Here is a 24,237-nt window from a genome sequence, read left to right as displayed (position 1 = left end):
GGATCAACAAATAAGACGATTTGCCGAGAACGGAGTAAAGAAAAGGTTTCATTATCTTTGGCTTATAAATTTATATAAAGGTAATAAATTAAAACCGTAAAACAAGGCTGAAAAACAAGATCATAGAGATGACACCGTATCGCATGTCGGATGCCAATACTGGCCAATGATCCGCAGCAGACTAGGAAGTACTGGATAAATTGAACTGCAGGGTTAACAAAAGCTGGTGCTTCCAACAGCGCTGCAGTTCCTCGTACGCAGTTTAGCGAAGAGAACTCAATCTTCGGCACTGTCATTGCCCGGCCTCGAATAGGATGGCGGATCGCTAGCCGGAAACGATTGCTCCAGCTGTTCATCTATTTTCCGTTCGCGTTCCTCAACCGGTGTTTCCTCTTTTTCTGCGTGATCTTTTTCCTCCTCTGGTTGTCTATTATTGTTCTTTGGAATGTTCATAGCCTTTTTATATGGATGTTCGTTTTAAACAGGAACATGTGCACGGAAAGTTTCGTTCTACAATAAGTCAAATTATTTGCAATGCGGCTCAGGCGGCCTACACGTCCGAATTCCCTTCACCGATCATATCCTCCATAGTGACGACAAGCTTATCATAACCACAGCCTGAAGGGGACAATATCGTATAGGGGAAGATTTGGCCGATAACCGAAATGCGCTCAAGCACAACGCGATCATCAACGTTCATTTTGAATTAATCGCTTTTTTATATAAATTTAATATCAATTGTGTTTCTTTAGACCAATAAAACCTATGGAGCTATGGATTTGAAAGGATCTCCAATTAGTATTGACGAATTTGAACGATTTCAGCTGGGTGACGAACAGGCTTTTCAAAAAATATTTGAATGCTATAAATCGATCCTCTATGGAAGAGTGCGCCGTCTGGCCTGCTCTGCAGCCGAAGCTGAAGAGATTGTACAGGAGGTTTTTATCCAATTGTTTCTAAAAAGAAGCGATATTCCTTCGGCGGAGGCTATTTTCCCTTTCCTATATATCGCCTCCAAAAGAATGGCTATTTCAAATTTCCGTAAAGAGGTGATCCGAAAAGAGTATAGACTAGAAAGCAAGGGCGATCTCTATGATACATCTTCCTGCTCCCAAACTAAGCTGGAACAGAAAGAATACGAACAGCTGCTCGATAAGGTCATTGATACACTACCTGCTCAACAAAAGCTTGTGTATCGTATGAACAAGCTCGAAAACAGAAGCTACAAAGAAATCGCTGAGCACATAGGCATCTCCCGCCATACAGTCAGAAACCACCTGGCTGCTGCCTGCAACTCTATCAAACTACGGTTCCAAAAAATTCTTTTCTCCTTTTTTGCCTTATCACTGCTGCAATATGGTCATCCCAACACTACAGCCTTTAAAGTAGCTGTGCAAATCTTCTCAGCAGTTTCAAAAAAAATTTAGTCTTCCACTAGTACATATTGACTTCTCATGCGAATAGTTCATAAAGCATGTAGTGGAGGGTATAAATGTCCAAAGTAGAAGCATATAAGAAATTGATCCGGCAGTATTATCAAGCGCCTTTCCATGGGGAAGCGCTCAAGCAGTTCATTAATTATATGGACGATGAGGACTTTTTGGACGCTTGGGAACAGATCAGGCTCGAAGACACTACAGATCCTGACACCAATACCGAGATGGGAAATCAAATCTCATTCGAAAAAATAGCCGGCGACGCACGTCTTAAACAGGCGTTGATCCGAAACACCCCAGTAAAAAAGATACATCGCTTTACCTCGGGGAACATCATTCTTGCTGCCACGCTCCTGCTATTTTTAGTTGGCGCATGGGCATATCATTTCTATACATCTGGTTCATCTCCTGTCAGCGATGGAAGTGATTGGGCCCAACAGGTTGAAACGATTGTTCCAGGGAAAGACCGCGCACAGATTATTCTCGAGAATGGACATCGTATCGATTTAGAAAAAATAAAGGGTGACACTGTAATTGACAATGGCGGGTTCGAAATTATCAAAACAGCATCGGGTAGCATTTCATACCGCATCAAAGCTGGTGCAGATCCCCATAAGCTTGTTTATAATACGATTATCACCCCAGGTGGCGGCGAATATCATCTTACTCTGCCCGATGGAAGCCGAGTATGGCTAAATGCGTCGACCACGCTAAAATATCCCGTCATCTTTGATAAGTCAAAACGAGAAGTCGAAATGCAAGGTGAAGCGTATTTTGAGATCACCAAACAGACGGAAAAGGGAAAACGGATTCCATTTATAATACATTCGGGAGCGCAGTCCATAGAAGTTCTGGGAACGGCGTTTAACGTACAAAACTATGGTAAAAAAATTGTCACCACGCTGGTGGAAGGTAAAATCAGACTCAACTTCAAAGCTTCCCAGCTGGAGGACCAGATCTTAACTCCTAATGAACAGGCGGTATTTGAAAGCGGCACCAACCGTTTCAGCAAGGATCCGATCGATCCTTTTTATTATACAGCCTGGAAAGACGGCAACTTTGCTTTTCACAAGACTCCGCTGACAGAAGTTATGGAAATCATCGGCCGTTGGTATGATGTACAGATCCAATTTCAATCGACATTTGAGAATTTCCAATTTACCGGAACAATATCAAAATATAGCGACATCAAAAAACTATTGCAAACGATCGAACTGGTCGGTGGTGTACACTTTGAACTAAAAGGGAGGAAAATATATGTAAAGAAATAAATCTACACAACCAAAAGGCTCCAGGAGCGTTGCGACCGCCCCTGAAGCTGGTCTTTTTAAGACAGTTGACGAATCTTATCAGTATTAACACAAAAAATTATCAACCGAATGCAAAAATACAAAAAAAATCGGTGTGTCCTTTCTATGGATTTTAGGAAGGGATCTACCTTCAAACCATTGGTTATGAAACTGTCTATCGCAGTGCCACTGCTTTTTGCCGCTAGTCTGACAACTTATGCGGGTTCCTTTGGACAAACAATTAATCTCAGAAAGAGCAAAGCTAGCCTCGAATCCTTATTAAGGGATATCCAAAAACAGAGCGGGTATAATATTTTGTATAAAGAGTCGCTCGTGCCCAAAACACGTACGGCTGATGTTAAATTCATCAATGCACCATTAGAAACTGTGCTGAATGAACTGCTCGGCAAATATAATATCAGCTACAAAGTGGTGGACAACAACATTATTCTGAGCAAGGCAGCTGACCGCTTGCCAAACGTACAGCCAGAAGGAACCGCAGCCATACAGCAAAGGATCGTCCGTGGTAGGGTCCGCGATGCTCAAGGTAAGCCGCTCGCCAACGCGACTGTCACTGAAAAAGGCACAGCCAATCGTACTTCCACCTTGGAGGACGGTTCATTTTCTCTGCCAATCAGCGGCAACAATCCTTCGCTTCATGTCAGTATGATTGGTTATGTCGGAACAGATTATAAGGTAACGGCTAATGAAAATGTCGAAATCATGCTGCAGCAGACCATCACCTCCATGGAAGAAGTGGTAGTCGTAGGTTACGGCACCCAGAAAGCTTCTACCGTAACGGGATCTATCGTGGATGTTAAAGGCGATGTGCTCGATCGCGCGCCAGTCATGAATGTCACCAATACGCTGGCGGGTAGGCTGCCGGGCCTCGTGGCGACCACCGGGTCAGGCGAACCGGGCAGTGACAACTCCACACTGAGGATCCGAGGCGCGAATACACTTGGGGACAACTCGCCCCTCATTGTAGTCGACGGGATTGCCAACCGCTCAATTGAACGGTTAAACCCGCAGGATATCGAAAGCGTCACTATCCTAAAGGACGCCTCAGCGGCAATATATGGTTCTCAGGCTGCCAATGGCGTCATTCTGGTAACGACCAAAAAAGGAAAAACCGGTAAGCCACAGGTGAGCTTAACTCACAATCAGGGATGGTCACAGCCTACCGTAATACCGAAGGCTGCCGATGCGGCGGAATATGCGCAGATGCTCAATGAAATCAGTATATACGCCGGCCAGAAACCTAAATATACGGAAGATGAACTTTCATTATTCCGTTCGGGTACGGATATCTGGAAATATCCGAATACCGACTGGTTCGATGCTACATTCAAATCTGCGGCCCCACAACACAAAACAGCGTTAAACATTACAGGCGGGTCAGAATACTTGAACTATTATATCTCGGGCGGTTATGACAAGCAAGACGCGATCTATAAAAATTCGGCGACCAAATTTAACCAGTATAACTTTCGAAGTAATTTAAACGGTAAGTTCAACGAGTATATAAAATATGGTGTAAATGCTGCACTGCGCGAATATAACAGGAATTACCCGACACGTTCGGCTGCCGATATTTTTGGTATGATCCTGCGGGGCAAGCCCAATATGCATGCCTACTGGCCAACTGGCCAAAACGGTCCTGACATTGAATATGGCAACAATCCGGTCGTAATCACGACCAACCAAACGGGATATGACCGCAACAAAACGACCATGCTCGAGTCAAGAGCCAATGTAGAAATTACCATCCCCGGTGTGGAAGGCCTATCTGTATCGGGAAATGTTGCTTATGACCGAACCATACAGAACGATAAATTATGGCAGACGCCATGGACTTTGTATAACTGGGATGGCAGTACGGTCGACGCACAGGGTACGCCCGTACTTGTCGCCGGTCAAAAGGGTTTTACTGCACCGCAACTCCGGCAGGACTTCGACACCAAAAACCTTTTAACCTTGAATGCACTGGTACGTTACGAACGTAACCTCGGCGGTAAACACCATGTAAACGGCTTATTGGGTGTAGAAAAAATCACCGGTGATAATATGAATTTCTATGCCTTCAGAAAGTATTACGTCTCGGCAGCGATCGAAGAGCTGTTTGCAGGGGGCGATGCAGAGAAGGATAATTCAGGTCAATCATCGATGCAGGCCCGCCTCAATTATTTCGGGCGCCTCAACTACGATTTTGACAACAAGTACTTACTTGAGTTTTTGTGGCGCTATGACGGATCCTACAAATTTCCGAGCAATAAGCGCTTTGGTTTTTTCCCCGGCATTTCGGGAGGCTGGCGCGTCTCCAATGAGGCGTTCTGGCAGCCTCTTAAATCCGTGGTATCAGACCTGAAATTGAGAGCGTCCTGGGGACAAACGGGCAATGACCGTATCGACGATTATCAGTTTATGTCAAGTTACGGCTTCCTGACCGGCGCTTCCAATATCTATGTCTTTAACGGAACTCAGGAGAACAAGATCCTGAATGAGCTACGTATTCCAAACCCCAATGTCACCTGGGAGGTAGCCAATCAATCCAACTTCGGTCTGGATGCTAAATTCCTGAACAATAAATTGACCTTGACAGCAGAATATTTTTATAATGTGAGGACCAACATTCTATGGAACAGAAATGCTTCGGTACCCTCCTCTTCTGGCCTTACCCTACCCAAAGAAAACATCGGTGAGGTCACCAATAAAGGCTTTGAATTGCAGTTGGGATATACCGACCAAGTGAATGACTTCCGCTATGCTGTAAACGGAAATATAGCCACTAACCATAATCGGATCCGTTTTTGGGACGAGACTCCAGGTGTACCTGACTACCAGCAGTCTACAGGAAGACCGATGAATGCTAAGCTCTATTACAACGCCATTGGGATATTCAGGGATCAGGCAGCGGTGGACGCCTATCCCCATTGGGCAGGAGCGCGCCCCGGCGACATCATTTTTGAAGATGTCAATCAGGACGGAAAAATTGATGGCCTGGACCGCGTGAGATCTGAAAAAACGGAACTACCTACACTAACCGGCGGGCTGAATATCGACCTTGCTTATCGTGGATTCTACACAAGCTTGTTCTTTCAGGGTGCCGCCGGAGCTATACGGAACAACTATTACGAAATGCAGGGTGAGGCAGGCAACTACCTCAAACAGAATGTCGACGGGAGATGGACCACAGACAACCCTGATGCTTCCAAACCGCGTACATGGAACCGCTACAACGAATATTGGCGATCAAATGAAAATACGTACTGGCTGCAGAATTCGGACTATATCAGATTAAAAAACTTTGAGTTTGGCTACAACTTTTCCGAGGATATCTGTAAAAAGCTAAGGCTAACCAGGCTACAGCTTTACTGTAGCGGACAGAATCTATTGACCTGGACAAAGGTCAAAGACTTTGATCCAGAGACTACGTCGGCAACAGCATACCCGCTAAACAGAGTTTACAACTTAGGCATTTCACTTACATTTTAATGGTCATGAAAAAACAATTTAATCTATTGATAGTGTTGGCGGCTTTAACATTAGGATCCTGCCAAAAGGATTTTCTGGATACCGACCCATCTACTGAGTTTTCCGAGAATGCCGTGTGGGCTGACCCCGCACTGGTTGAAACCTTTATCAACCAAGTGTATTTTCGTCTAGATGAGCCGCTTACCGACGGCCGGTTTAAGGCTAATCTGGTCGACGAAGGACACTACCGCGGTAATGCGTCCTCGCTAAACTTCAACCGCAGCATTCAGTCTCCTGACGATCTATTGGGCTGGGGTGTTTCCCGATATCGATCTTGGGCGGATCTTTATAAAAGTATACGCTTTTGTAACATCTTTTTCTCCAAAGTAGATCAGGTGCCTTTCACTTCAAATGTAGTTGACGGCAAAACGCTCAAGGAGCGGATGACCGGTGAAATGCATTTTCTACGGGCCTATTATTATCATCTGCTTACCAGTACCTATGGTGGAGTGCCATTGATCACCGAACCTTATTCGCTTACCGATGAATTTCAGAAAGAGCGAAGCACGTATGCGGACTGCGTTAAATTTATGACGGATGAGCTGGACAAAGCCGCTGCCCTGTTGCCTCTGGAAAATACAGGAGCAAATCAGGGACGGGCGACGAAGGGAGCAGCGCTTGCACTCAAAGCAAGAATATTACTTTATGCAGCGAGCGACCTCTATAACAAAGAGGTCTTCCCGGGTTTCGAAAAACCGGAATTGATCCGCTATACAGACGGCAATCGTGCCGCAAGATGGCAGGCTGCCAAAGAGGCCGCCAAGGCTGTGATCGACCTCAATAAATATAAATTATACAAAGCGACTCCAGCAGCTACTGATGATGTGACAAAAAATCTGACTGAAATATTTTTGAGTAAAAATACCGAAGAAGATATTTTCATTAAATATTTCACGGTCCCCATGGGGCAACGAGCAGGACTATACTCTTCTCCAAACGGCTATCACGGTTGGGGGACCAACGCGCCTTTGGGTGACTTTGTTGACGATTTTGAGACCATAGACGGCAAAAAGTTTGACTGGTCCAACCCCGCAATGGCCATTGCCCCTTATCAAAATAGAGACCCGAGGTTCGCAGCGACAGTACTGTATAATGGAGCTTCATGGCGACAAAGACCGGATGATGCAAAAGGCCTGGACCCGGAAAATAAGATACAGACCGGCAGATGGGAGCGCTGGAATGCCACCACGGGCAAGGCAGATATTGTCTATGGAGTGGATACCCGCAAAAGTACGATAGAAGATTGGAACGGCAGTTATACAGATTATTACCTCAGAAAATATATTGATCCCGCGGTAAATGCCCAATACGATAAACAAACTGTCACCTGGCGTTTTATGCGTTATGCCGAAGTGCTGCTGAACTATGCCGAAGCATGTATTGAACTGGGGCAAGAAGAAGAAGCCCGCACCTACATCAATATGATTCGCAGACGAGCGGGCATGCCAGTAATCACTGATTCTGGCTCTGCACTTAAAGAAAGATACCGCAACGAAAGAAGGATAGAACTCGCCTTTGAAGAACATCGTTTCTATGATGTGAGGCGCTGGTTGCTGGGGCCACAGGTATATAACCGGACGACCAAGGTTGCTGATATCGTCTATAAGATGAATCCGGATCATACGACCGCTGCTGTCCCGACAATCAAGCATATCGATTTCGAGAAATATGCATGGAACGACAAAGCCTATTTTCTGCCGATTCTACGCGATGAGCTAAAGAAGAATGGTTTATTGATTCAGAACCCTGGATATTGATTTTCCGCTATTCAGAGCTGGCATGTCTGATGATACCACTCGTAATATATATTGATAAATAATCAAAAAAATGAAAAAAATTCAATTGATACTTGTTTTATTCCTGTTGCACAGTCTCTGGGCTAATGGACAGGAAGCCATTAAGATAACCCATTTGCCGTTTATCCAAGGACTTACCGAGCACTCGGTATCTATCATATGGACAACCGATAAGCCCGCGACAGGTTGGGTAGAACTCGCCCCAGATGATTCCAGCCACTTTTATTTTAAAGAGCGACCTAAATATTATGCTACAGCTTATGGCTTTAAAAAAGTCAGCACACTACATCAGGTTACGTTGACCGGACTCCAGCCGGGCACAAGATATCGATATCGCGTATACAGCCAGGAAGTGCTTAAACATGTAGGGGTCGACGTCCAGTATGGTGCTGTGGTAGCCAGTAATGTATATAAAGCGGCTCCGCTGTCCTTTAAAACTTTTGGGGATGCCAAATCGACACATTTCACCGTGGTAAACGATATTCATGAACGCAATGAAGTGCTCGACAAATTGCTTGATATCGGAGATATCAAGACCAGTGATTTTGTTGTCTTTAACGGTGATATGGCCAGTAGCCTTTTGAATGAAAATCAGATGTACGCTGGATTTATGGATATGGCGATTAAGAAGTTTGCCAGTGTAAAGCCCATGTTCTACGCAAGGGGAAATCACGAAACTCGCGGCCCCTTCGCGATCGAGTATCCTAAATATTTTCCTACGCCTACGGGCAAGCTCTATTATCAGTTTAGACATGGAAATACCGGATTTATCGTACTGGATTGTGGAGAAGACAAACCAGATAGCGACATTGAATACAGCGGTATCGTGGATATGGACAACTATCGCAGCGAACAGGCTGCATGGCTTGCTCAAGCAGTGGAAAACCCCGCCTTTAAAGATGCAAAATATAAAATCGTCATCTGTCATATGCCTCCATTTGGCGGCTGGCATGGTGAACAGGAAATTCTGGAGAAGTTTGTCCCCATCCTCAACAAGGCGGGGACACAAATCATGCTCTCGGGCCATCTTCACAGGCATATGATCAAAAACGCGACAAATGCTGTACAGTTCCCGATCATCGTAAACTCGAACAACAATGTCCTCCGTGCAGATCTGGACGATAGCCAAGGTGTCTTCAAAATCCTCGACCAGCAAGGCAAAACGGTAGACCAAGTCATCATCAAGCCTTTAAAATAGGTTAAAAAAGCTGCTATCTGATGGCTGTGATCTATTAAGCAGAGGGCTACTTGGACAGCAGGCTGTACAAGTCCTGTAAACAAAAGGTGTTAGACCACATTTTTGTGTGGGTTAACACCTTTTGTTCATAGTTAGAGAGCACTAATCTGCCCACACAAACATAATTACCTTATTTCTAGACAGCTATTCAATCGCCTGAAGTACTGCGATAAGCATTTGCAAGCTAGTATCCCAGTTTTGCCAAGCGTGCGTACATTTCCACAAAAGCGCATTGGTCTAATAGCCATTTGGATTTTTGGGTGTTTTTTAAAGTCCAGTCGGACTCAAACAGGCCGTCCCGATCGCGCATTTTATACCATGCTCTATCAAGGTTCCTGGCCCAGACCGCCATATATTCTGGGTTTCTGTCCTGTTCAAATAAGCTGATATAACCTCTCATCATGACGGCGTGAAACCATATATTACTGTTTTTCAGCACAGGAAAATCTTCACCCTCCCTAATCTTAAAAAAATGACCCAGGCAAGCCTTAGCAAGCTGCTGTGCATCGACCAGATACTTTTTTTCCTTAGTCAGTTTGTAGAGCAGTGCTGCTGCCTGCAGCATCTGACCGGAATTATAGGAATATTTGGCCTTTTCAACCTTTCCGTCAAGACGCATATTGTCCCAATATAATTTGTCCGCCGGATCTTGTAGCCGCGCTTTTGTCCATTCATACAGACGTCGGCCTTCGTTCAGATAGTTCTTCTTTTTGGTGGCTTCAAATAGCTTTAGGGCAAACACTGCAGCAGGGGCATTTGAACAGGTATTTTTGGATTCTTTCTTCTGCTCACACCAGTAGATACCTCCGCCTAACTTTTCGTCTTCACCGCTTTTTATAAACGCCCAGATTTCTTCAGCATGTTTTAGATATGCTGTTTTTTTGGTTTGGATATAGCTGTCCGTAAAGTCAATGCCCAGCCAGATATTGTCATCGTAAAAACGGTCGGACGCAGGTGCCGAATTGATATAAGAGGCGTATCCGACAGGTTGACGACGGTCATCTCTATATTCACGCAAACCAACTAACACCTTTTGATCCAAAAATTTATGAAGGTCCGTGTTTTTATTTCGAAGCTCCATCAAAGCATTGACGGCTGAAAAACTACCTGAGAACGGCCAGAGATAGGCATACTTTTTCTGTTGGCCGGCCTGCTCCGCATTATTCAGGTAGTCCGCCTTAAAACCTTCATCAAAAGGATATTTCTCGGCAAGGAGTTCATTCTCTGCATTACCGTATTTCGCATAAACTGCATCCAGAGTTTGTTGGGCACGCTCAAAAAAAACTGCATTTTTCACCTGTGCCTGTCCCGTTAGACGACATAGTCCTGTCAATAATATAGTGGTGGTGGTTATTATATGTATATATTTCATCAGCATGTTTAGTAGCGGAGCCATCAGGCCCTATTAGGTAACCCTCCGGCTCCGAAGTTTCAAAATTATTTTGACCGGGCCTGGTAGCGCGCCAGCCCTTCAAATAGCATCGCTGCACTCGCATAAGCAGTAATCTCACTATTTCCAATCGGCGGCTGGGACCAAGAGGAACCAAATAATAAGGTTGGCCGGCTGGTACCTTTGGTCCATGCAATTTTCCCGTTGTTGATCAGGAACTTTTCGAACTTAGCCCGGTAGTCAGCATCAATGCCTTCCAAATTCAAATATTCAATAAAATACCGGATAAATATCCCCTTAAATAAGGCTCCATCACCATTTCCTTCGTCGCGAAGAATATTATTACCCAAATCTATACAACGCGTAATCGTATAATAGCTAATTTTTTGGGCATCGACCAAATAGATTTGATCTTTGGTTACTTTAAAAAGTTCAACGGCAGTGCCCAGAAAGGTCCCCTGATTATAGGTCAGCGTAGTCATATCTACAGCATCGGTTTCGCCATTGATATTATCATATACGGCACCTGAAGACGGGTTATATAAGGTTGCCTTCTGCCACTCATAGATTTTTTTTGCCCAGTTTAGATAGGTTTCATTTTTTGTCAAAACATAAAGTCTGGCTGCCAGGATGCTGGCAGGCCCATTAGAGCAGGCGTTTTTGCTATACAGCATATCTTTGCGCCACGCCAGTCCCCCACCAGCATATTGTTCGTTCCAGGCTTCGATAATATCTGACCATAAAAGCAACACTGTATCGAGATATTTTTGTTCTTTGGTGACTTCATGCAAACGTAGCATAGTCAAGGCATTCCATTCCATATCGTCATAGAATACATTATAATACGTGTTGCCGTTTTTGACTTTGACACCTTCAAACCACTTGTTAAAATAGGCGCTATACTTCGTATCTCCGGTCCGTAAATAAGCATCTATAACAACGTCCATAGCATGCGCATTAGGCCAATATTGAAAGCCCTGGTCCGACTGGTTAATAGCGTTGTTAAAGTATCCTGCTTCATTCCAAAAACCGGCAATCATTTTATCGGACACTTGCGTGGCTATTGCTGACCAGGATTCTTGGACCGTATCGTCATAAGGATAGGTATCATCAATTTTTGTACACCCAAACAATATAAACAGCATGGATGATAAGATCATTATTTTTTTCATCATCTGTCCTCCTTTAATTTGGAACTACGGTATGCGTATACTCCTTATCGCCCTGTAAAATCAATGAGATTTTTGTCGGATGACCATCCACTGCATCGACAAATTTCCATTTATCATCCCATTGAGATAGATTGGGCAATATACGGACGAAATAATAGGTTGGGTCCGAGCCATTTGGTGGAACATCCAAAGGCTTTTGAGTACCGAGTTGTATGGGTTCTGCTTTACCCGCTTTGACTGTTTCCATCTGGAACTTGTAGCGTTGGTCACGGCCCCAGCTTTCCTGCTTAAAGTTGATTACCCCAGTTGCGGACCAGACACCCTTTCCTTGATAAGGCAAATCCAGCACAACTGCTCCGGAGGGAGAGAAATAGACCCCCATGCTCTTGATTTCCGTGTAGGTAATCGTTGCGACATTGAAATCAATTTGTATTCGGTAAATTGCTGTTTTTGTCACCGTATTGATTCCCGTTTCACTTTCTTTCAACTTTGTCTGATCTTCGGAATAGAAGATCCGGCCATCAGCAGCTTTGCGATCCGTAAATATATATTTCTTTCCGGCCTCCAACTTCGTAAAGATTTCATACTCCCCATTTCCCACAAGCTTAAACGGCAAGGCCTGTGCAATAGCTGCACCACCTTCCGAACCCTCTCCTGTAATGAACAATTCATCCGGAATTTCAGCAAATCCCTCCAGGCTCTTGATAGTTAACTTCCTGTTCGCTTGACTCAACACTCTTTTCATACCTCGGATGGAATACACCGACCAGCTGATATCCCCACTTGTGCCTGGTTCGATTCCCGCTTTAGCGGCTACTTGGTTCAATATCTTATGGCTAATGTTGGCTCCGTTGGAGTTGCCGTTATTATCTGAGGCAACGGTATATAGGGGCTTGCTAAAATCCCCGCCTACCTTATCAAAAACGACTTCATATTGGGCCGCACCCCCATCGGCGACTAACGCAGATTCCCATTCAAAATAAAGAGCAGCAGAAGCTGAATTTAATAATTTGACGGCTCTTCCGTCCACAGGTGAATATAGATGCTCTACAGCAGATACTTCAGCATCCGAGTAGTTCATATCGTCTTTTTTGCAGGAGAAAATGCTCGCAGCCAATGCAAACATAGCAATAACTTTAAAATACCATTTCATGTCTTTATCGTTAATTTTGCGGCTCACAACGAGTGTGTTCTCATGATCTCGGTGGCGCCGCTTTGTTTTTAATTCAATTAGTTTGAGTACCCCGGATTATTCGGCAACAGATTTTGATTCAGGTCAATCTGTGTCCTGGGTACCGACCAGAGGTAATCACGGCTTTCATCAAAGCGTCGGATATCCAATTTAATGTAGCTATTGTTACTACCATATTTCGCCCCAAAGACTTGACCATCCAAATAGGTCTTACCTGCTTTCCAGCGAACAATATCATAGTAACGCAAGCCTTCTAAAGCAAGCTCGCTGCGTCGTTCATTTCGTACAATCGTCTTCAGGTCACCTGTGGAAGGAAAGTCAAGCGCCTTGGCCATTTCAAAGCCTGCCCGCTTACGGATCGGTTTAATTGTCATGTCCCAAATATTGGCGTCGAGCTGACCCAGCGCTTCTTTTTCCTCGGCATACATCAATAATATATCAGCGTACCTGAATAGGATAATATTCAGTCCAGCATCGTATTTCACCGTCGCGGTCTTATCGTAATATTTTTTGACATAATAGCCGGTGGGAGACGCGTTGGCGCTGGCCCCCTGATACTCGTCGAGGCGCTCCTTATCGGTTGTGCCTGATCCGGGCTTGATAAAAATTTTGCGGACTGTATCGTCAAAGTCCGTCCATTGACTTCCATGATGAACAATTGTCGCTGTCATACGTGGATCCCGATTGACATACGGGTCGTCGCTATTGTAGCTGGGATCGTTAACGATGTTATTTCCATCGAGGGTAATATAACTGTCCACCAGACTTTGCAAGGGCGCATAAGCATTTAGACGTGCCTGGGCCGACATTGGGGCTGCATCGTAGAGCTTATTCCAAGTTTTTAACTGCGGTACATAAGCATAATCAAGAATAACCTCTGCGTTATACTCATTGGCAGCAGTAAACAATTGCGGATAGCTATTGAAAAGTGAATATGTGCCAAATTCGGACTGTTTATTCATCAGATTTTCGCAATACTGCAGCACTTTATTCCAATTGCTTTCATAGAGATAGGCCCGCGCCTGAAAGGCTGAGGCTGCGCCTCTGGTAATCCTGCCCTTATCATCGGCAGGCAGGGCGTCTTTGCTGGGTAAATCTACAATACATTCATCTAGCTCCTGATGAATAAAGGCCATAATGGTCGCTTTAGGCGTTCTAGGTATTGTCTTTGATTCCTCCAACGTGATATCTTTGGTAAAGAATGGCACATCACCAAAGAAGTTGACAAGCCTAAAGTACAGGAAAGCCCGGATAAATCGTACTTCGGCAGTCCGCCGCTTTTTGAGTGCAGCGTCCATGTCGGGCACGCGGTCTACATTTTCCAGGTAGACATGGCAGGTTTTGATCCCGCCATAGAGATCCGACCACTCTGAAGCAAAGCGTCCCAGGGTAGGATCTGCAGTACCGTTACGAATAGCACGCTGGTCAGTATTTGACCTGCCTTCAAAAATATTATCGCTCAGGGCTTCGTCGTTCCACATACGGTCTGCGGAATACATTTGATTATAGGCCATGTTGACCATTTTTTCCGCATTGTCGGGGTAGTTCCAGAAATTTTCGTCTGTAAATCTATCCGTCGGCAGTGTATCCAATTTATTGCAGGAGGTGAAATGGACAACCGCCATTAAACTCAAGCCTCCGATAAGTAGTTTGTATAATTTCATAGCATAAAAGGTTAAAACTGAATATTTAATCCGCCGCCATAGTATTTTAAAGTTGGGTAGTTGCGGGCACTATTGGCAGAACCGCCCATGTTTGAGTCAAATTCGGACGACTCTGGGTCTATCCAGGAGTTTTTACTCAGCGTCAGCAAGTTTTGACCATTGACAAAAAATCGGACGCGTTGTAAGCCCCATTTGGAGACGACATTCTTTGGCAGTGTGTATCCGATCTGCAGATTTTTCAGGCGAGCATATTTGCCATTGAAAAGATAAAGATCAGAGTCTTTTCCAAAGTTGTTGGTCGATGCTGTAGATCCATTTGCGGTCAGACGTGGCCAGCGTCCATCTATATTTGTCGGAGTCCAGTAATCCAGCTGATGCTGATAAATCGCATACGAATAGTTTTGATGAAATGGTTCGATCAATTCACCACGAATCATCATATCCCGTTTGCCAACTCCCTGCCAGAACATGCTAAAGTCGAAATCCTTATAACTGAGATTATAGGTCAGACCAAAGGTAAACCTTGGAAAACCGTTACCCAGGACAAAGCGGTCCCGTGCATCAATAATCCCATCATTATTTCGATCCACATACTTGACATCTCCCGGACGAAGGTCTGCTGCAGTAATACCACTTGGTAAAGCGGAAGTTTCTATGTCAGCGATATTTTGGAAGAGTCCCGCCATTTTATAGCCGTAATAAGAATTATAAGGCAGACCGACACGTGTTAATTTGGTAATGTTATCGACGGTCGAAATGCGGTCATCCCCGGGCATTGCTACGATCTTATTATGACTATCGCCCATGTTGGCACTGACCGTATGCTGAAACGCTCCGGTCGATGTCCGATAGCTCACGTTGATCTCCCAACCTTCATTGTTCATTTCGCCCAGGTTCTGGTTTTTTAATGTGGTACCGAATGTGGAAGGAATCTGCGGTGACATTAAAATATCTACAGTCCGTTTCTTAAAATAATCGAAACTTGCAGTCAGCTTATCGTTAAAGAACGTAGCATCGACGCCGACATTGAAATTATAGGTTTTCTCCCAGCGTAAATCCAGGCTGGCGTAATTAAATCCAGCAGCCGCAACCGGTTTATTGTTAAACCCATAACTGTTCGGATAAGATTCGTAAGTAAAATAGTAGGAATAGTCGTCCACAGCCTGATTACCCAGTACACCATATGTGGACCGAACCTTGAGACTTCCAATATGTTCCTTATACCAGTTCATAAAATGTTCGTCCGAAGCTCGCCACCCAAGTGAGCCTGAGGGAAAGAAGCCCCAGCGGTTGGCTTTGGAGAATTTCGAGGAACCATCATAACGAAAGCTGAACTCAGCAAAATACTTACTTTCGAAGTCATATCCTGCTCGGCCGAAGAGTGAATTGATGCTATTCTGTAAGGTCCCATTGGGCGTGACACGCGCACTTACGGGGTCGATAATCGTACCGGTGGTCGGCGTGCCGAGTACCGGATCTGTAAATTTCATTTTGAGCTCATTCTGTCTACGGGTGTACGACTCATTAGACGCGCCAAACAGTCCTGAGACATGGTGACCACCAAAGTTTTTGTCATAATCCAAAAGCAGCTGAAAGTTTAACAACGAAGCTTTTTCGTTAAAGTCTTCCGTATTGCGGTCGGAATTTACGTAGACCTGTGGTTGAGCGGCGTCTGGATTGGCATACAACGGCACTTGGATCCTCCGGATAAAACGATGGTCCGCGTAAATATCAGCGCCGAAAATACCGCGTAGTTTTAATCCGTCCATGAGCTTCGCTTCCAGGTTGAGATTGATATTGAAATAATCGTTATCATGCTTAATGTAACCACCTTCGTTGAGTTCTGCTAATGGATTCTGATCCGTCAGTGCATTATTGACCAGATATTTTCCGTTGTCGGCCTGCATACGGTAGTAATAGTACGAAGGCAAACGGGAAGCGTTGATAATAGCACTTCCTGCGGTATTACTCATATTGTTATTACGTGTATAGGCCAAAATAGAAGTCAGCTTGAAGCGGCCGATCTCCGTACTGAGGTTGGTCCGAAGATTGTATCGTTTGATCCCAAAATTCTGTCCGACAAAGTTGCTCGGTTGGTTATAAAACCCTCCGGAAAATAGGTAAGAACTCTTTTCCCCGCCACCGGTAACACTGATGTTATATTTTTGTTGGAAAGAATTTTTCATGATTTCCGGCAAGTTCCATTTCTCGATATCCTGATGTGCATATAAATCAGCAATTGCTGCAGGAGAAAACTGTGGGTCCATGCCTGAATTGGTCAGGGCGAGGTTGCGCAAGGTTGCATTTTCATAGCCAGCAACGGGGGAAAACAAAATATTGGGTTGTTGGACACCCCATTGCGTGCCAACTGCAACCGTAGGTTTCTGGTTTTGTCGTCCTCTTTTTGTGGTGACCAGAATGACGCCATTCGCCGAACGTGAGCCATATATTGCTGTAGAACCGGCATCTTTAAGTACCGACACGGTTTCGATATCATCTGGATTGATCTTGTTGAGTGTACCGCCTTCTGTAATAATCCCATCAATCACTACTAAAGGCGCATTGCTGTTGACCGTCGATATCCCCCGGATATTGATATTCATCGAATTATCATTCGGATCCATGCTCTTCTGCTGAATGGTCAGGCTCGGGGATGCGCCTTGCAGCGCCTGTGTCACGTTGCCTACGGGGCGATCCTGAAATGTCTTTGAACCGATCTGGTCAACTGCTCCCACAATTCTCTGGCGGGTCGTCGTACCATATCCGATCACGATAACTTCTTCCAACTGGCTATTGCTATGCTTCATGACCAACTGTAGCTGCTCTAGCTGCGTCGCAGACATAGATGCCAATTGTACCGTCAACTGTTCGTATCCGACCGAAGAAAGGACAAGTGTCGACGTTGGAGAAAGGTTGCGGATCATAAACGTTCCATCGGCAGCGGTCGATGTTCCAGCTTGCTGATTTCCTTTAACCCGGACAGAGACATTTGCTAACGGCTCTCCACGTTCGTTGGTCACCCGGCCTTTGATCACTGCCTGCCCCGAAACAGGCGCATCGGAGGCAGAAGCCGGCCCGGCAACAGGACGGTCACGGATAACGACGGTCTTGTTGTCCATCTGATATGACAGCGGCTGATCCGTGAAAATCTGCGCCAGTACGTCGGACAGCCCCCGGTCCTTGACCTTTATACTGACCGGCTTTGCATTTGCCATTTGCCGTTCTGTATAAAGGAAGTTGTACCCTGTCTGCGACTTGAGTTCCTTAAAAATTCTTTTAAGGCTCATATTGGTATATTCCAATGTTACCTTCTGTGCAAAGGTCGTAGCGCTAACCTGCATAAAAGTAACCAAGATAATTATGGTCGTCAATCGCATAATAAGCCATAGTTTACGGAATAGCAGATATGCTATCTCCTTATTTCTGATATAATTTTGATACATTTGCAAGGTTTGATACGCAGTATGTTCCAGTCGTCCAAACAAAAACATACTGCAGATTGGATAGTAAATTCAATTGTCCCAAACAGCAACTGGGTCCTCCGCGGCCCGGTTGCTTCTGATTACCCCTATGGTAAAGCTTATTCGTTTCGTATATTTATGCTCATGATCTGTTTTTTAGGTTATTATTGTAAAGATTATCGATCAACTATTAAGGCAGTACATACAATGTCTTCCCGTCGATACGAAAATGGACTCCGCCCGTTTTTTCCAGCAGACTTAACACCTGCTTTACATCATCAAATCTGGATATCCCTCCGCCAAACTTTTCTGTTGTTTTTTTGCCCTCAAAGATGACCTCGACATTATACCAGCGTGCTATCTTGCGCATGACACTCTCAATATCATCCCCATCGAACATAAATTCGTGATTGGTCCAGGCAATTATAGGTGCTGTGTCCACTGTCTGTAATTTCAATCTGCCGTTGGATGTCAGGCTCAACTGCTGTCCAGGGTGTAATTGTAGCTTTTGGCTTGCTGAAGTCACTTCCACAAGTCCTTCGACGAGGGTGGTTCGTACTGACGGCTCATCTGTATAGCTATTCACGTTAAAATGCGTTCCCAATACCTGAATATGCTGGCCTGCGGACCTGACGACAAAAGGGCGTTTGGCGTCTTTGGCCACCTCAAAGTAGGCCTCCCCGGTCAACTCGACCTCCCGCGTTCCTTGCAGTGCAAAACTTGCCGGATATTTTAAAGCTGAGGCGGCATTGAGCCAGACCTGTGTACCGTCAGGGAGTTTAATTCTGTAGGTTTCGCCTTTTGTTGTCGATAATACATGATGGCCGGTAACGGCTTCACTATTTTGCCTAATTTCGTAGATTAATTGTCCGTCAGAGCTCTTAGAAATCCTGATACCCATTTCGTCCGCGATCGGTCCATTGGAAGCTCCCTGCAATTGAATCTGCTGACCGTCGGAAAGCGTCAAGGTTGCAGATTGCTTTCCAGGTAATATAGACTCTTCTATTGATGCCTGCATCGGGACATTATCAGCGCGATCAACAAACCACCAGCTTAGTATCAATATTCCTGCGACAGCAGCCGCAACGGCGCCAGCATTTTTCCAGAATGTCAACGTTCTCATCTTAGGCTTATTAATCCTGTGATGTAATTGCTCCCAAGTGTTGTCCAGGACAAGTAATAAGTCCGTATTCCGAAGTAATTCTTGGTCGACAGGATCATCCAACGCTTCTTGAATGAGCTCCTGTATTAACACACGATCTGCCCCGGATTTAAGGTATGACAGAAAAGCACGGGCATCCTCTTCACTGAGCTCCCCCCGCATATACTGCCTTAAAGTATATTGAAGTAGTTCCTTTTCCACAATTGGTTATCTTCTTTTTAGCTATTACACTTCAAATGCGGAGATCATCTGCTCGTGCTGAGAATTTTATTTATTTTTTTTTAGCTTAAAAAAGATAACACTGTTTAATGATGCTGGAGGAGTATAAAGGAGGCGATTAATAGTGCAGACTGGTCTAGTTTAGCATGTTTCTCTTTGATGTACTTTGTAGCTTTTACAATATGGTCATTGATTGTCGAAGTCGATATGCGCAACAGCGTACTCACTTCGGCGTAGCTTTTGCCTTCAATCTTACATAACCTGTAGATCAATCTCCGTTGAGGAGGAAGCTGCTCAATCGTCTGAGACAACCAGTGCTCATCCTGCTTTTCATCCAATTGTTCTTCGACATGGCTGTAGAGCTGTGTGCCGTGAAGGCTAAGATAGGCTTGCACCTGTTTTTCCAGCTTGGTTTTACGAATGAAATTATATACACTGAATCTGGCAATCTGAAAAAGATAAGCGCGAAAAGATTGCTCAGGATCAATAAGCTTCCGCTTGTCCCAGACTTTGACAAAGACCTCCTGTAGAAGTTCGGTAGCATCCTGTTCGGATTTGACCATCTTCCGAATGTTAAGATAAATCCGGCCACTATATAAAGTATAAATCTGGCGAAAGGCCGTTTGGCAGCCCGAACGCAAGGCCAAAAGGATTTCCTTCTCTTCGATATGGTCATATTTCGGTTTATACATTGTCACATAGGTGAAAACATAAAAATAGAAAGCCAATTTTTGGTCTTTCTTCAAATAGCGATAACAAAGCGGCCAGGATCATCCCTTTCGATGAAAAAACGCTATCGTTTTGTCGTATTTGGTTATCTTCTGATCAGCTTCTGCTACATCCGGGATGTATGCTCCTTGAAACGAAGACGCAGGCACGGCTGCTCAAAAACAATCGTCCCCAAAGTTCTGATGCTCAATTACTGAAGATGATGAAACAAATATATAAAAACTAAAACGGTTTTGCTGATATCAAAAAAAATTTACTGGTATAGAACATCCAACAAGACACAAGCGATACAACAGGTGTGACACGACATGGAGTTGGGCACGAAGCTATAGACGGATACACATATCACCAAAAAAAGAGGCATCCGATATTGGGATGCCCTTTATCATAGAATAGATATGGCTCGAAAAATCATTACGCTGATTGCTACATGATGATATTGAAACACCTTATCCCGTGTTCAGGGAATAAAATGAAATAGTTTGTCGTGGGTTGATATATTCATAATCGCGTATCTTAATGCTCCGCCCCTGTGATTTTAAGTTCGTCCAGGTCAAGTTGCAATTCAGCTTTACGGATCGCCTCGTCACTATAGTGCTTTTCTTTGCGTAGCCGGAATAGTTCTTTGCGGTGCTGCTGATAAATGGTTAACAAAACGGTATGGTAGCATTCTATCTCCTGCTGTTCAGTTTCCACACATTCCAGGGACTGCAGGCGCGCTTCTGTGTTACGAACCCTTCCCTCGAGGCTAGATTTATAAAATCCGACCAGTTCGTTCTCTTTGAGTGAGTCGGCAAACTTTTCGTCCAATAGCTTCAATGCGACATTATCCAACCGCAGCTGGATAGCGGCTTGCTGTTCTTCTTCTGGAATGATAACATCAATCTCTTTCAGCCGGATCAGCTTGATAACAAAGGGCAGTGTGAGGCCCTGCACGACCAGCGTTACAAAGATGACAACGAAGGTAATGAAGATAATCAGATTGCGCTGTGGGAATGCTATACCATCGGACATCAGCATCGGGATGGACAGGGCAGTTGCCAACGACACTACGCCGCGCATCCCCGCCCAGCTGATCACCAAAGGGCCTTTCCAGCCAGGAGATGGATCTTGCCGTGCTTTTGCGCTCAGCCAACGTGGCACATGCGCCGCAGGATACACCCATAAAAAGCGTAATGCGATGACGATGGCACTAATTGCCAAACCGTAGGTAACGCCGTCGGCTAGGGAATATGCTCCCAGACCTGCGATTATCTCTGGCAGTTCCAGACCGATCAGCACAAACACGAGCGCATTCATCACAAAAATCATCGTCGTCCATACGCCCAGCATATTCATGCGGGTACTTCCGGTTTTAAACACTTCGTGTGCACGGTAAGACATAAATAAACCCCCACTCACAACTGCCATGACACCGGAATAGTGAAATTGCTCTGCTGCCAGAAACAGTATATAGGGGGTCATTACTGTCAAAGCTGCATCGATGGCAGGCGTAGTGGGTAAAAACCGATGAGTGATATACAGGATATGTGCTCCGGCAAGGCCGATAGCTATCCCCATTCCGGCCACCAGAAAGAACTGTGCCGTCGCCTCATGCATGGAAAAGGTTCCGGTCAAAACGGCGGCCAGCGCAAACTTGAAAACGATGAGTGAGGAAGCGTCGTTGACCAGGCTCTCCCCCTCAAGAATAGTCATCACTCTTTTCGGCACACTCATACCCTTTAGCACCGTCGCTGCAGCAACAGCATCCGGAGGAGAAACAATACCACCCAGTAAGAACCCCAACGCCAGTGTAAATCCGGGAATGAAGGATGAGGAAGCATAAGCGACGACAACCGATGTAAAAAAGACCAGACCGAAAGCCAGTAAAGCAATCGGCCGCTTCCATTTCCAGAAATCATTCCACGACGTATACCAGGCCGCTTCATATAGAAGGGGCGGCAAGAATATTAAAAATATCAGTTCAGGATCAAGATGCAGCAACGGGATTCCTGGAATGAAACTGATGCCCAAACCCGCAAGCACTAAAAATATGGGATATGCTATTTTTATACGCTGCGCAAGCATGACCAGGAGAAACACGGCAAACAATAGGCTGAGAATGAGAAGCAAATTGTGGTGCATAATCAATTGTGTTTAATATTAAGTCGTATGGATTCGTCAAGCCGCAGCTGATATGTGCGGACCGGTGAGATCACCAAGGTAGGTAAACTAATATTTTGCCTGCCCGATATCCAGGCGTTCAAATTTCCCCTCCTTGCCAAGCTGAAATTTAAAGAAAGTCCTGAAATCCCCCCAGCTTTCGGTGTGAAAATTTCCATAGATATCGAATCCGTTGTTTTCGACTTTGTCTATACTTGTGAAGCGTTCATGCCCACAGGCGGTCTTTACGAAATTTGCAAAATCGCGTGGATGACCATCGTCGGTTAACCGGGCGTTAGCCACAAAGAAAGATAAGAAGCTTGTGCTGTCCCCCTGTTGCCAGGCCTCAATAGCTTGTCTGGCCTGTTCGTTTGTAATTTTTGATAGATCCATTGTCTGTTCGGTTTTATGAATTGATGTATTTGATGCGCTACGCTGCGGTTTCTGCCCACAGGCAACCAACGACAAAATCATGGCCAGCAACGTAATCAGACATTTATAGGGCATTAGGATAGGTTTTTAAGGGATGCTGTAAATAAATAATAATCAGATTCAACAGTAAAAAAGGGATCTCTATCGCCACACCCTTGATATCCTTATCCAACAGATGGAAGCATATAATCAACAGAATGCCGGCAGCCATTAAAAAATTGCCCCACATGAAGGTCTTCGGAAATAGGATCAACAGCGCCGCCAAAATGGTGATAAGTCCATTTACCATTAGGCCCGTCTTGGTAAAACCCCATTTTCCAAACATGGCCATCATTTCCGTCTTGCCCGAAACCATCGCATATCCCTGTTTTAGGCCCATAAAAACAGCCGCAAGGATCAAAATAGAATTGATAATTTTCAACATCGTTATTTCTATTAATTCGTTACAAGCCAAAGCGCATTGTAGTTTGATGACTAAAAAAAGAGGCAAATAATCAATTATTTGCCTCCAATATTTCTCCTTCTATCTTGTGGTATAACCACCGTTCGCGAAAATAGTCTGACCTGTCACCCACCATCCGTCAGTAACCAAAAATTCAACTAGCGGCGCAATATCCTTGATATCGGTTAGTCCTCCAAGAGCAGACGCCTGCTTATGATAAGCTACCGCGTCGTCCGTTTCCTGTCCGTAGAAGAAAGGCGTGTCCATAGGTCCGGGAGCTACCGCTGTCACCGAGATACCACGGCCGCCGAACTCCTTCGAAGCCGCTCTCGTAAAATGTTCAACCGGAGCTTTGGCGCCAGCATAGGTTGAATAATATCCTGTATAGGCTGCAAGCAAGGAGGTAACGATGGTATTGATTTTTCCATTATCATTCAAACGCTTACCCGCTTCCTGGATAAAGAAATAGGCTACTTTGGCGTTTATATCGCTCATACTATCGTATTCTTCCTCGGTCGTGTCAGCAAAAGGCTTTTTCAAGACCTTACCTACTGTATTGATCGCAATATCAACTCCACCGAATTTTTCAATCGCAGCATCAAAAAGTTTGCTGATGTTTTTCACGTCAGTAAGATCAGCCTGATATAAAAATGCCTCTCCTCCTGCACTGTTAATATCCGCCAAAGTTTTTTCAGCGTCCGCCTTTGTGCTGTCACTATTGTAGTGAACAACGATCTTTGCTCCTTTGGCCGCAAGATTACGGCTCAATAGACCACCTAAGTTTTTTGCTCCACCTGCAATTAAAACTACTTTTCCTTTCAAATCATTTCGTGCCATTTTTCTCTTTATTTAAATGTTTTACAATTGTTTTTACAAAGTTGCTCATCCGAACGCTGACTTTTATGGTGAACTTTTCGGAATTTTACCTACGTATATTTTA

General features: G+C 44.8%; 18 protein-coding genes. 5 read left to right on the top strand and 13 right to left on the bottom strand.

What is annotated here, in order from left to right; translation table 11 throughout:
- Window positions 1–276: 276 nt before the first annotated feature.
- Window positions 277–453 (bottom strand): hypothetical protein, encoded by a 177-nt coding sequence (locus FGL37_RS25395; RefSeq protein WP_162835075.1) that lies wholly within the window; start codon window positions 451–453, stop codon window positions 277–279.
- Window positions 454–550: 97 nt separating this feature from the next.
- Window positions 551–700 (bottom strand): hypothetical protein, encoded by a 150-nt coding sequence (locus FGL37_RS25390; protein ID WP_160169557.1) that lies wholly within the window; start codon window positions 698–700, stop codon window positions 551–553.
- A 73-nt stretch (window positions 701–773) separates the two neighbouring features.
- Between FGL37_RS25390 and FGL37_RS13320 the strand changes: the two genes are divergently transcribed.
- The 5 genes from FGL37_RS13320 to FGL37_RS13300 all read left to right on the top strand — a co-directional run bounded on the left by FGL37_RS13320 (window position 774) and on the right by FGL37_RS13300 (window position 9,253).
- Complete coding sequence (locus tag FGL37_RS13320; RefSeq protein WP_028072243.1) at window positions 774–1,427, top strand: RNA polymerase sigma factor; 654 nt, start codon at window positions 774–776, stop codon at window positions 1,425–1,427.
- Window positions 1,428–1,492: 65 nt separating this feature from the next.
- The gene (locus FGL37_RS13315) at window positions 1,493–2,707 is read left to right on the top strand and encodes a FecR family protein (RefSeq protein WP_051607352.1); all 1,215 of its coding nucleotides are present in this window, start codon (window positions 1,493–1,495) and stop codon (window positions 2,705–2,707) included.
- A 183-nt stretch (window positions 2,708–2,890) separates the two neighbouring features.
- Window positions 2,891–6,220 (top strand): TonB-dependent receptor, encoded by a 3,330-nt coding sequence (locus FGL37_RS13310; protein ID WP_081818023.1) that lies wholly within the window; start codon window positions 2,891–2,893, stop codon window positions 6,218–6,220.
- A gap of 5 nt (window positions 6,221–6,225) precedes the next feature.
- Window positions 6,226–8,016 carry a RagB/SusD family nutrient uptake outer membrane protein gene (locus FGL37_RS13305; RefSeq protein ID WP_028072245.1) on the top strand — a complete coding sequence of 597 codons (1,791 nt, stop codon included), beginning with the start codon at window positions 6,226–6,228 and terminating at the stop codon, window positions 8,014–8,016.
- A 70-nt stretch (window positions 8,017–8,086) separates the two neighbouring features.
- A complete protein-coding gene (locus FGL37_RS13300; protein ID WP_028072246.1) occupies window positions 8,087–9,253 on the top strand; it encodes a purple acid phosphatase family protein in 1,167 nt (388 codons plus the stop codon).
- A 223-nt stretch (window positions 9,254–9,476) separates the two neighbouring features.
- Here FGL37_RS13300 and FGL37_RS13295 read toward each other — a convergent pair whose 3' ends face one another.
- The 11 genes from FGL37_RS13295 to FGL37_RS13245 form a co-directional block, all read right to left on the bottom strand.
- On the bottom strand, window positions 9,477–10,664 hold the full coding sequence (locus FGL37_RS13295; protein WP_028072247.1) for a glycoside hydrolase family 76 protein: 1,188 nt from the start codon (window positions 10,662–10,664) through the stop codon (window positions 9,477–9,479).
- Between the two features lie 65 nt (window positions 10,665–10,729).
- Window positions 10,730–11,857, bottom strand: a complete 1,128-nt coding sequence (locus FGL37_RS13290) for a glycoside hydrolase family 76 protein (RefSeq protein ID WP_197734467.1) — start codon at window positions 11,855–11,857, stop codon at window positions 10,730–10,732.
- A 10-nt stretch (window positions 11,858–11,867) separates the two neighbouring features.
- Window positions 11,868–13,007, bottom strand: a complete 1,140-nt coding sequence (locus tag FGL37_RS13285) for a SusE domain-containing protein (RefSeq protein WP_028072249.1) — start codon at window positions 13,005–13,007, stop codon at window positions 11,868–11,870.
- A 77-nt stretch (window positions 13,008–13,084) separates the two neighbouring features.
- Window positions 13,085–14,710, bottom strand: coding sequence for a RagB/SusD family nutrient uptake outer membrane protein (locus FGL37_RS13280; protein ID WP_028072250.1), 1,626 nt, complete (start codon window positions 14,708–14,710; stop codon window positions 13,085–13,087).
- 11 nt (window positions 14,711–14,721) lie between these two features.
- Window positions 14,722–18,153 (bottom strand): TonB-dependent receptor, encoded by a 3,432-nt coding sequence (locus FGL37_RS13275; protein ID WP_232048692.1) that lies wholly within the window; start codon window positions 18,151–18,153, stop codon window positions 14,722–14,724.
- Between the two features lie 208 nt (window positions 18,154–18,361).
- Window positions 18,362–19,534, bottom strand: a complete 1,173-nt coding sequence (locus FGL37_RS13270) for a FecR family protein (protein ID WP_138096828.1) — start codon at window positions 19,532–19,534, stop codon at window positions 18,362–18,364.
- Between the two features lie 104 nt (window positions 19,535–19,638).
- Window positions 19,639–20,244: an RNA polymerase sigma factor gene (locus FGL37_RS13265; RefSeq protein ID WP_037534620.1), complete on the bottom strand. Its 606-nt coding sequence runs from the start codon at window positions 20,242–20,244 to the stop codon at window positions 19,639–19,641.
- A 553-nt stretch (window positions 20,245–20,797) separates the two neighbouring features.
- The gene (locus FGL37_RS13260; RefSeq protein WP_037534529.1) at window positions 20,798–22,405 is read right to left on the bottom strand and encodes a Na+/H+ antiporter; all 1,608 of its coding nucleotides are present in this window, start codon (window positions 22,403–22,405) and stop codon (window positions 20,798–20,800) included.
- An 87-nt stretch (window positions 22,406–22,492) separates the two neighbouring features.
- Window positions 22,493–22,930 (bottom strand): hypothetical protein, encoded by a 438-nt coding sequence (locus FGL37_RS13255; protein ID WP_051607355.1) that lies wholly within the window; start codon window positions 22,928–22,930, stop codon window positions 22,493–22,495.
- Entirely contained in the window at window positions 22,920–23,279 is a 360-nt protein-coding gene (locus tag FGL37_RS13250) for a DoxX family protein (protein WP_028072255.1), read from the bottom strand. Before FGL37_RS13250 ends, FGL37_RS13255 begins: the two co-directional genes overlap by 11 nt.
- 99 nt (window positions 23,280–23,378) lie before the next feature.
- On the bottom strand, window positions 23,379–24,134 hold the full coding sequence (locus FGL37_RS13245; protein ID WP_028072256.1) for an SDR family oxidoreductase: 756 nt from the start codon (window positions 24,132–24,134) through the stop codon (window positions 23,379–23,381).
- Between the last annotated feature and the right edge of the window lie 103 nt (window positions 24,135–24,237).

Origin of the sequence: Sphingobacterium thalpophilum, assembly GCF_901482695.1 — a bacterium.
Lineage (GTDB): Bacteria > Bacteroidota > Bacteroidia > Sphingobacteriales > Sphingobacteriaceae > Sphingobacterium > Sphingobacterium thalpophilum.
The sequence above is the reverse complement of the archived record's forward strand: the minus strand, read 5'-3'. Positions and strand labels throughout refer to the sequence as shown.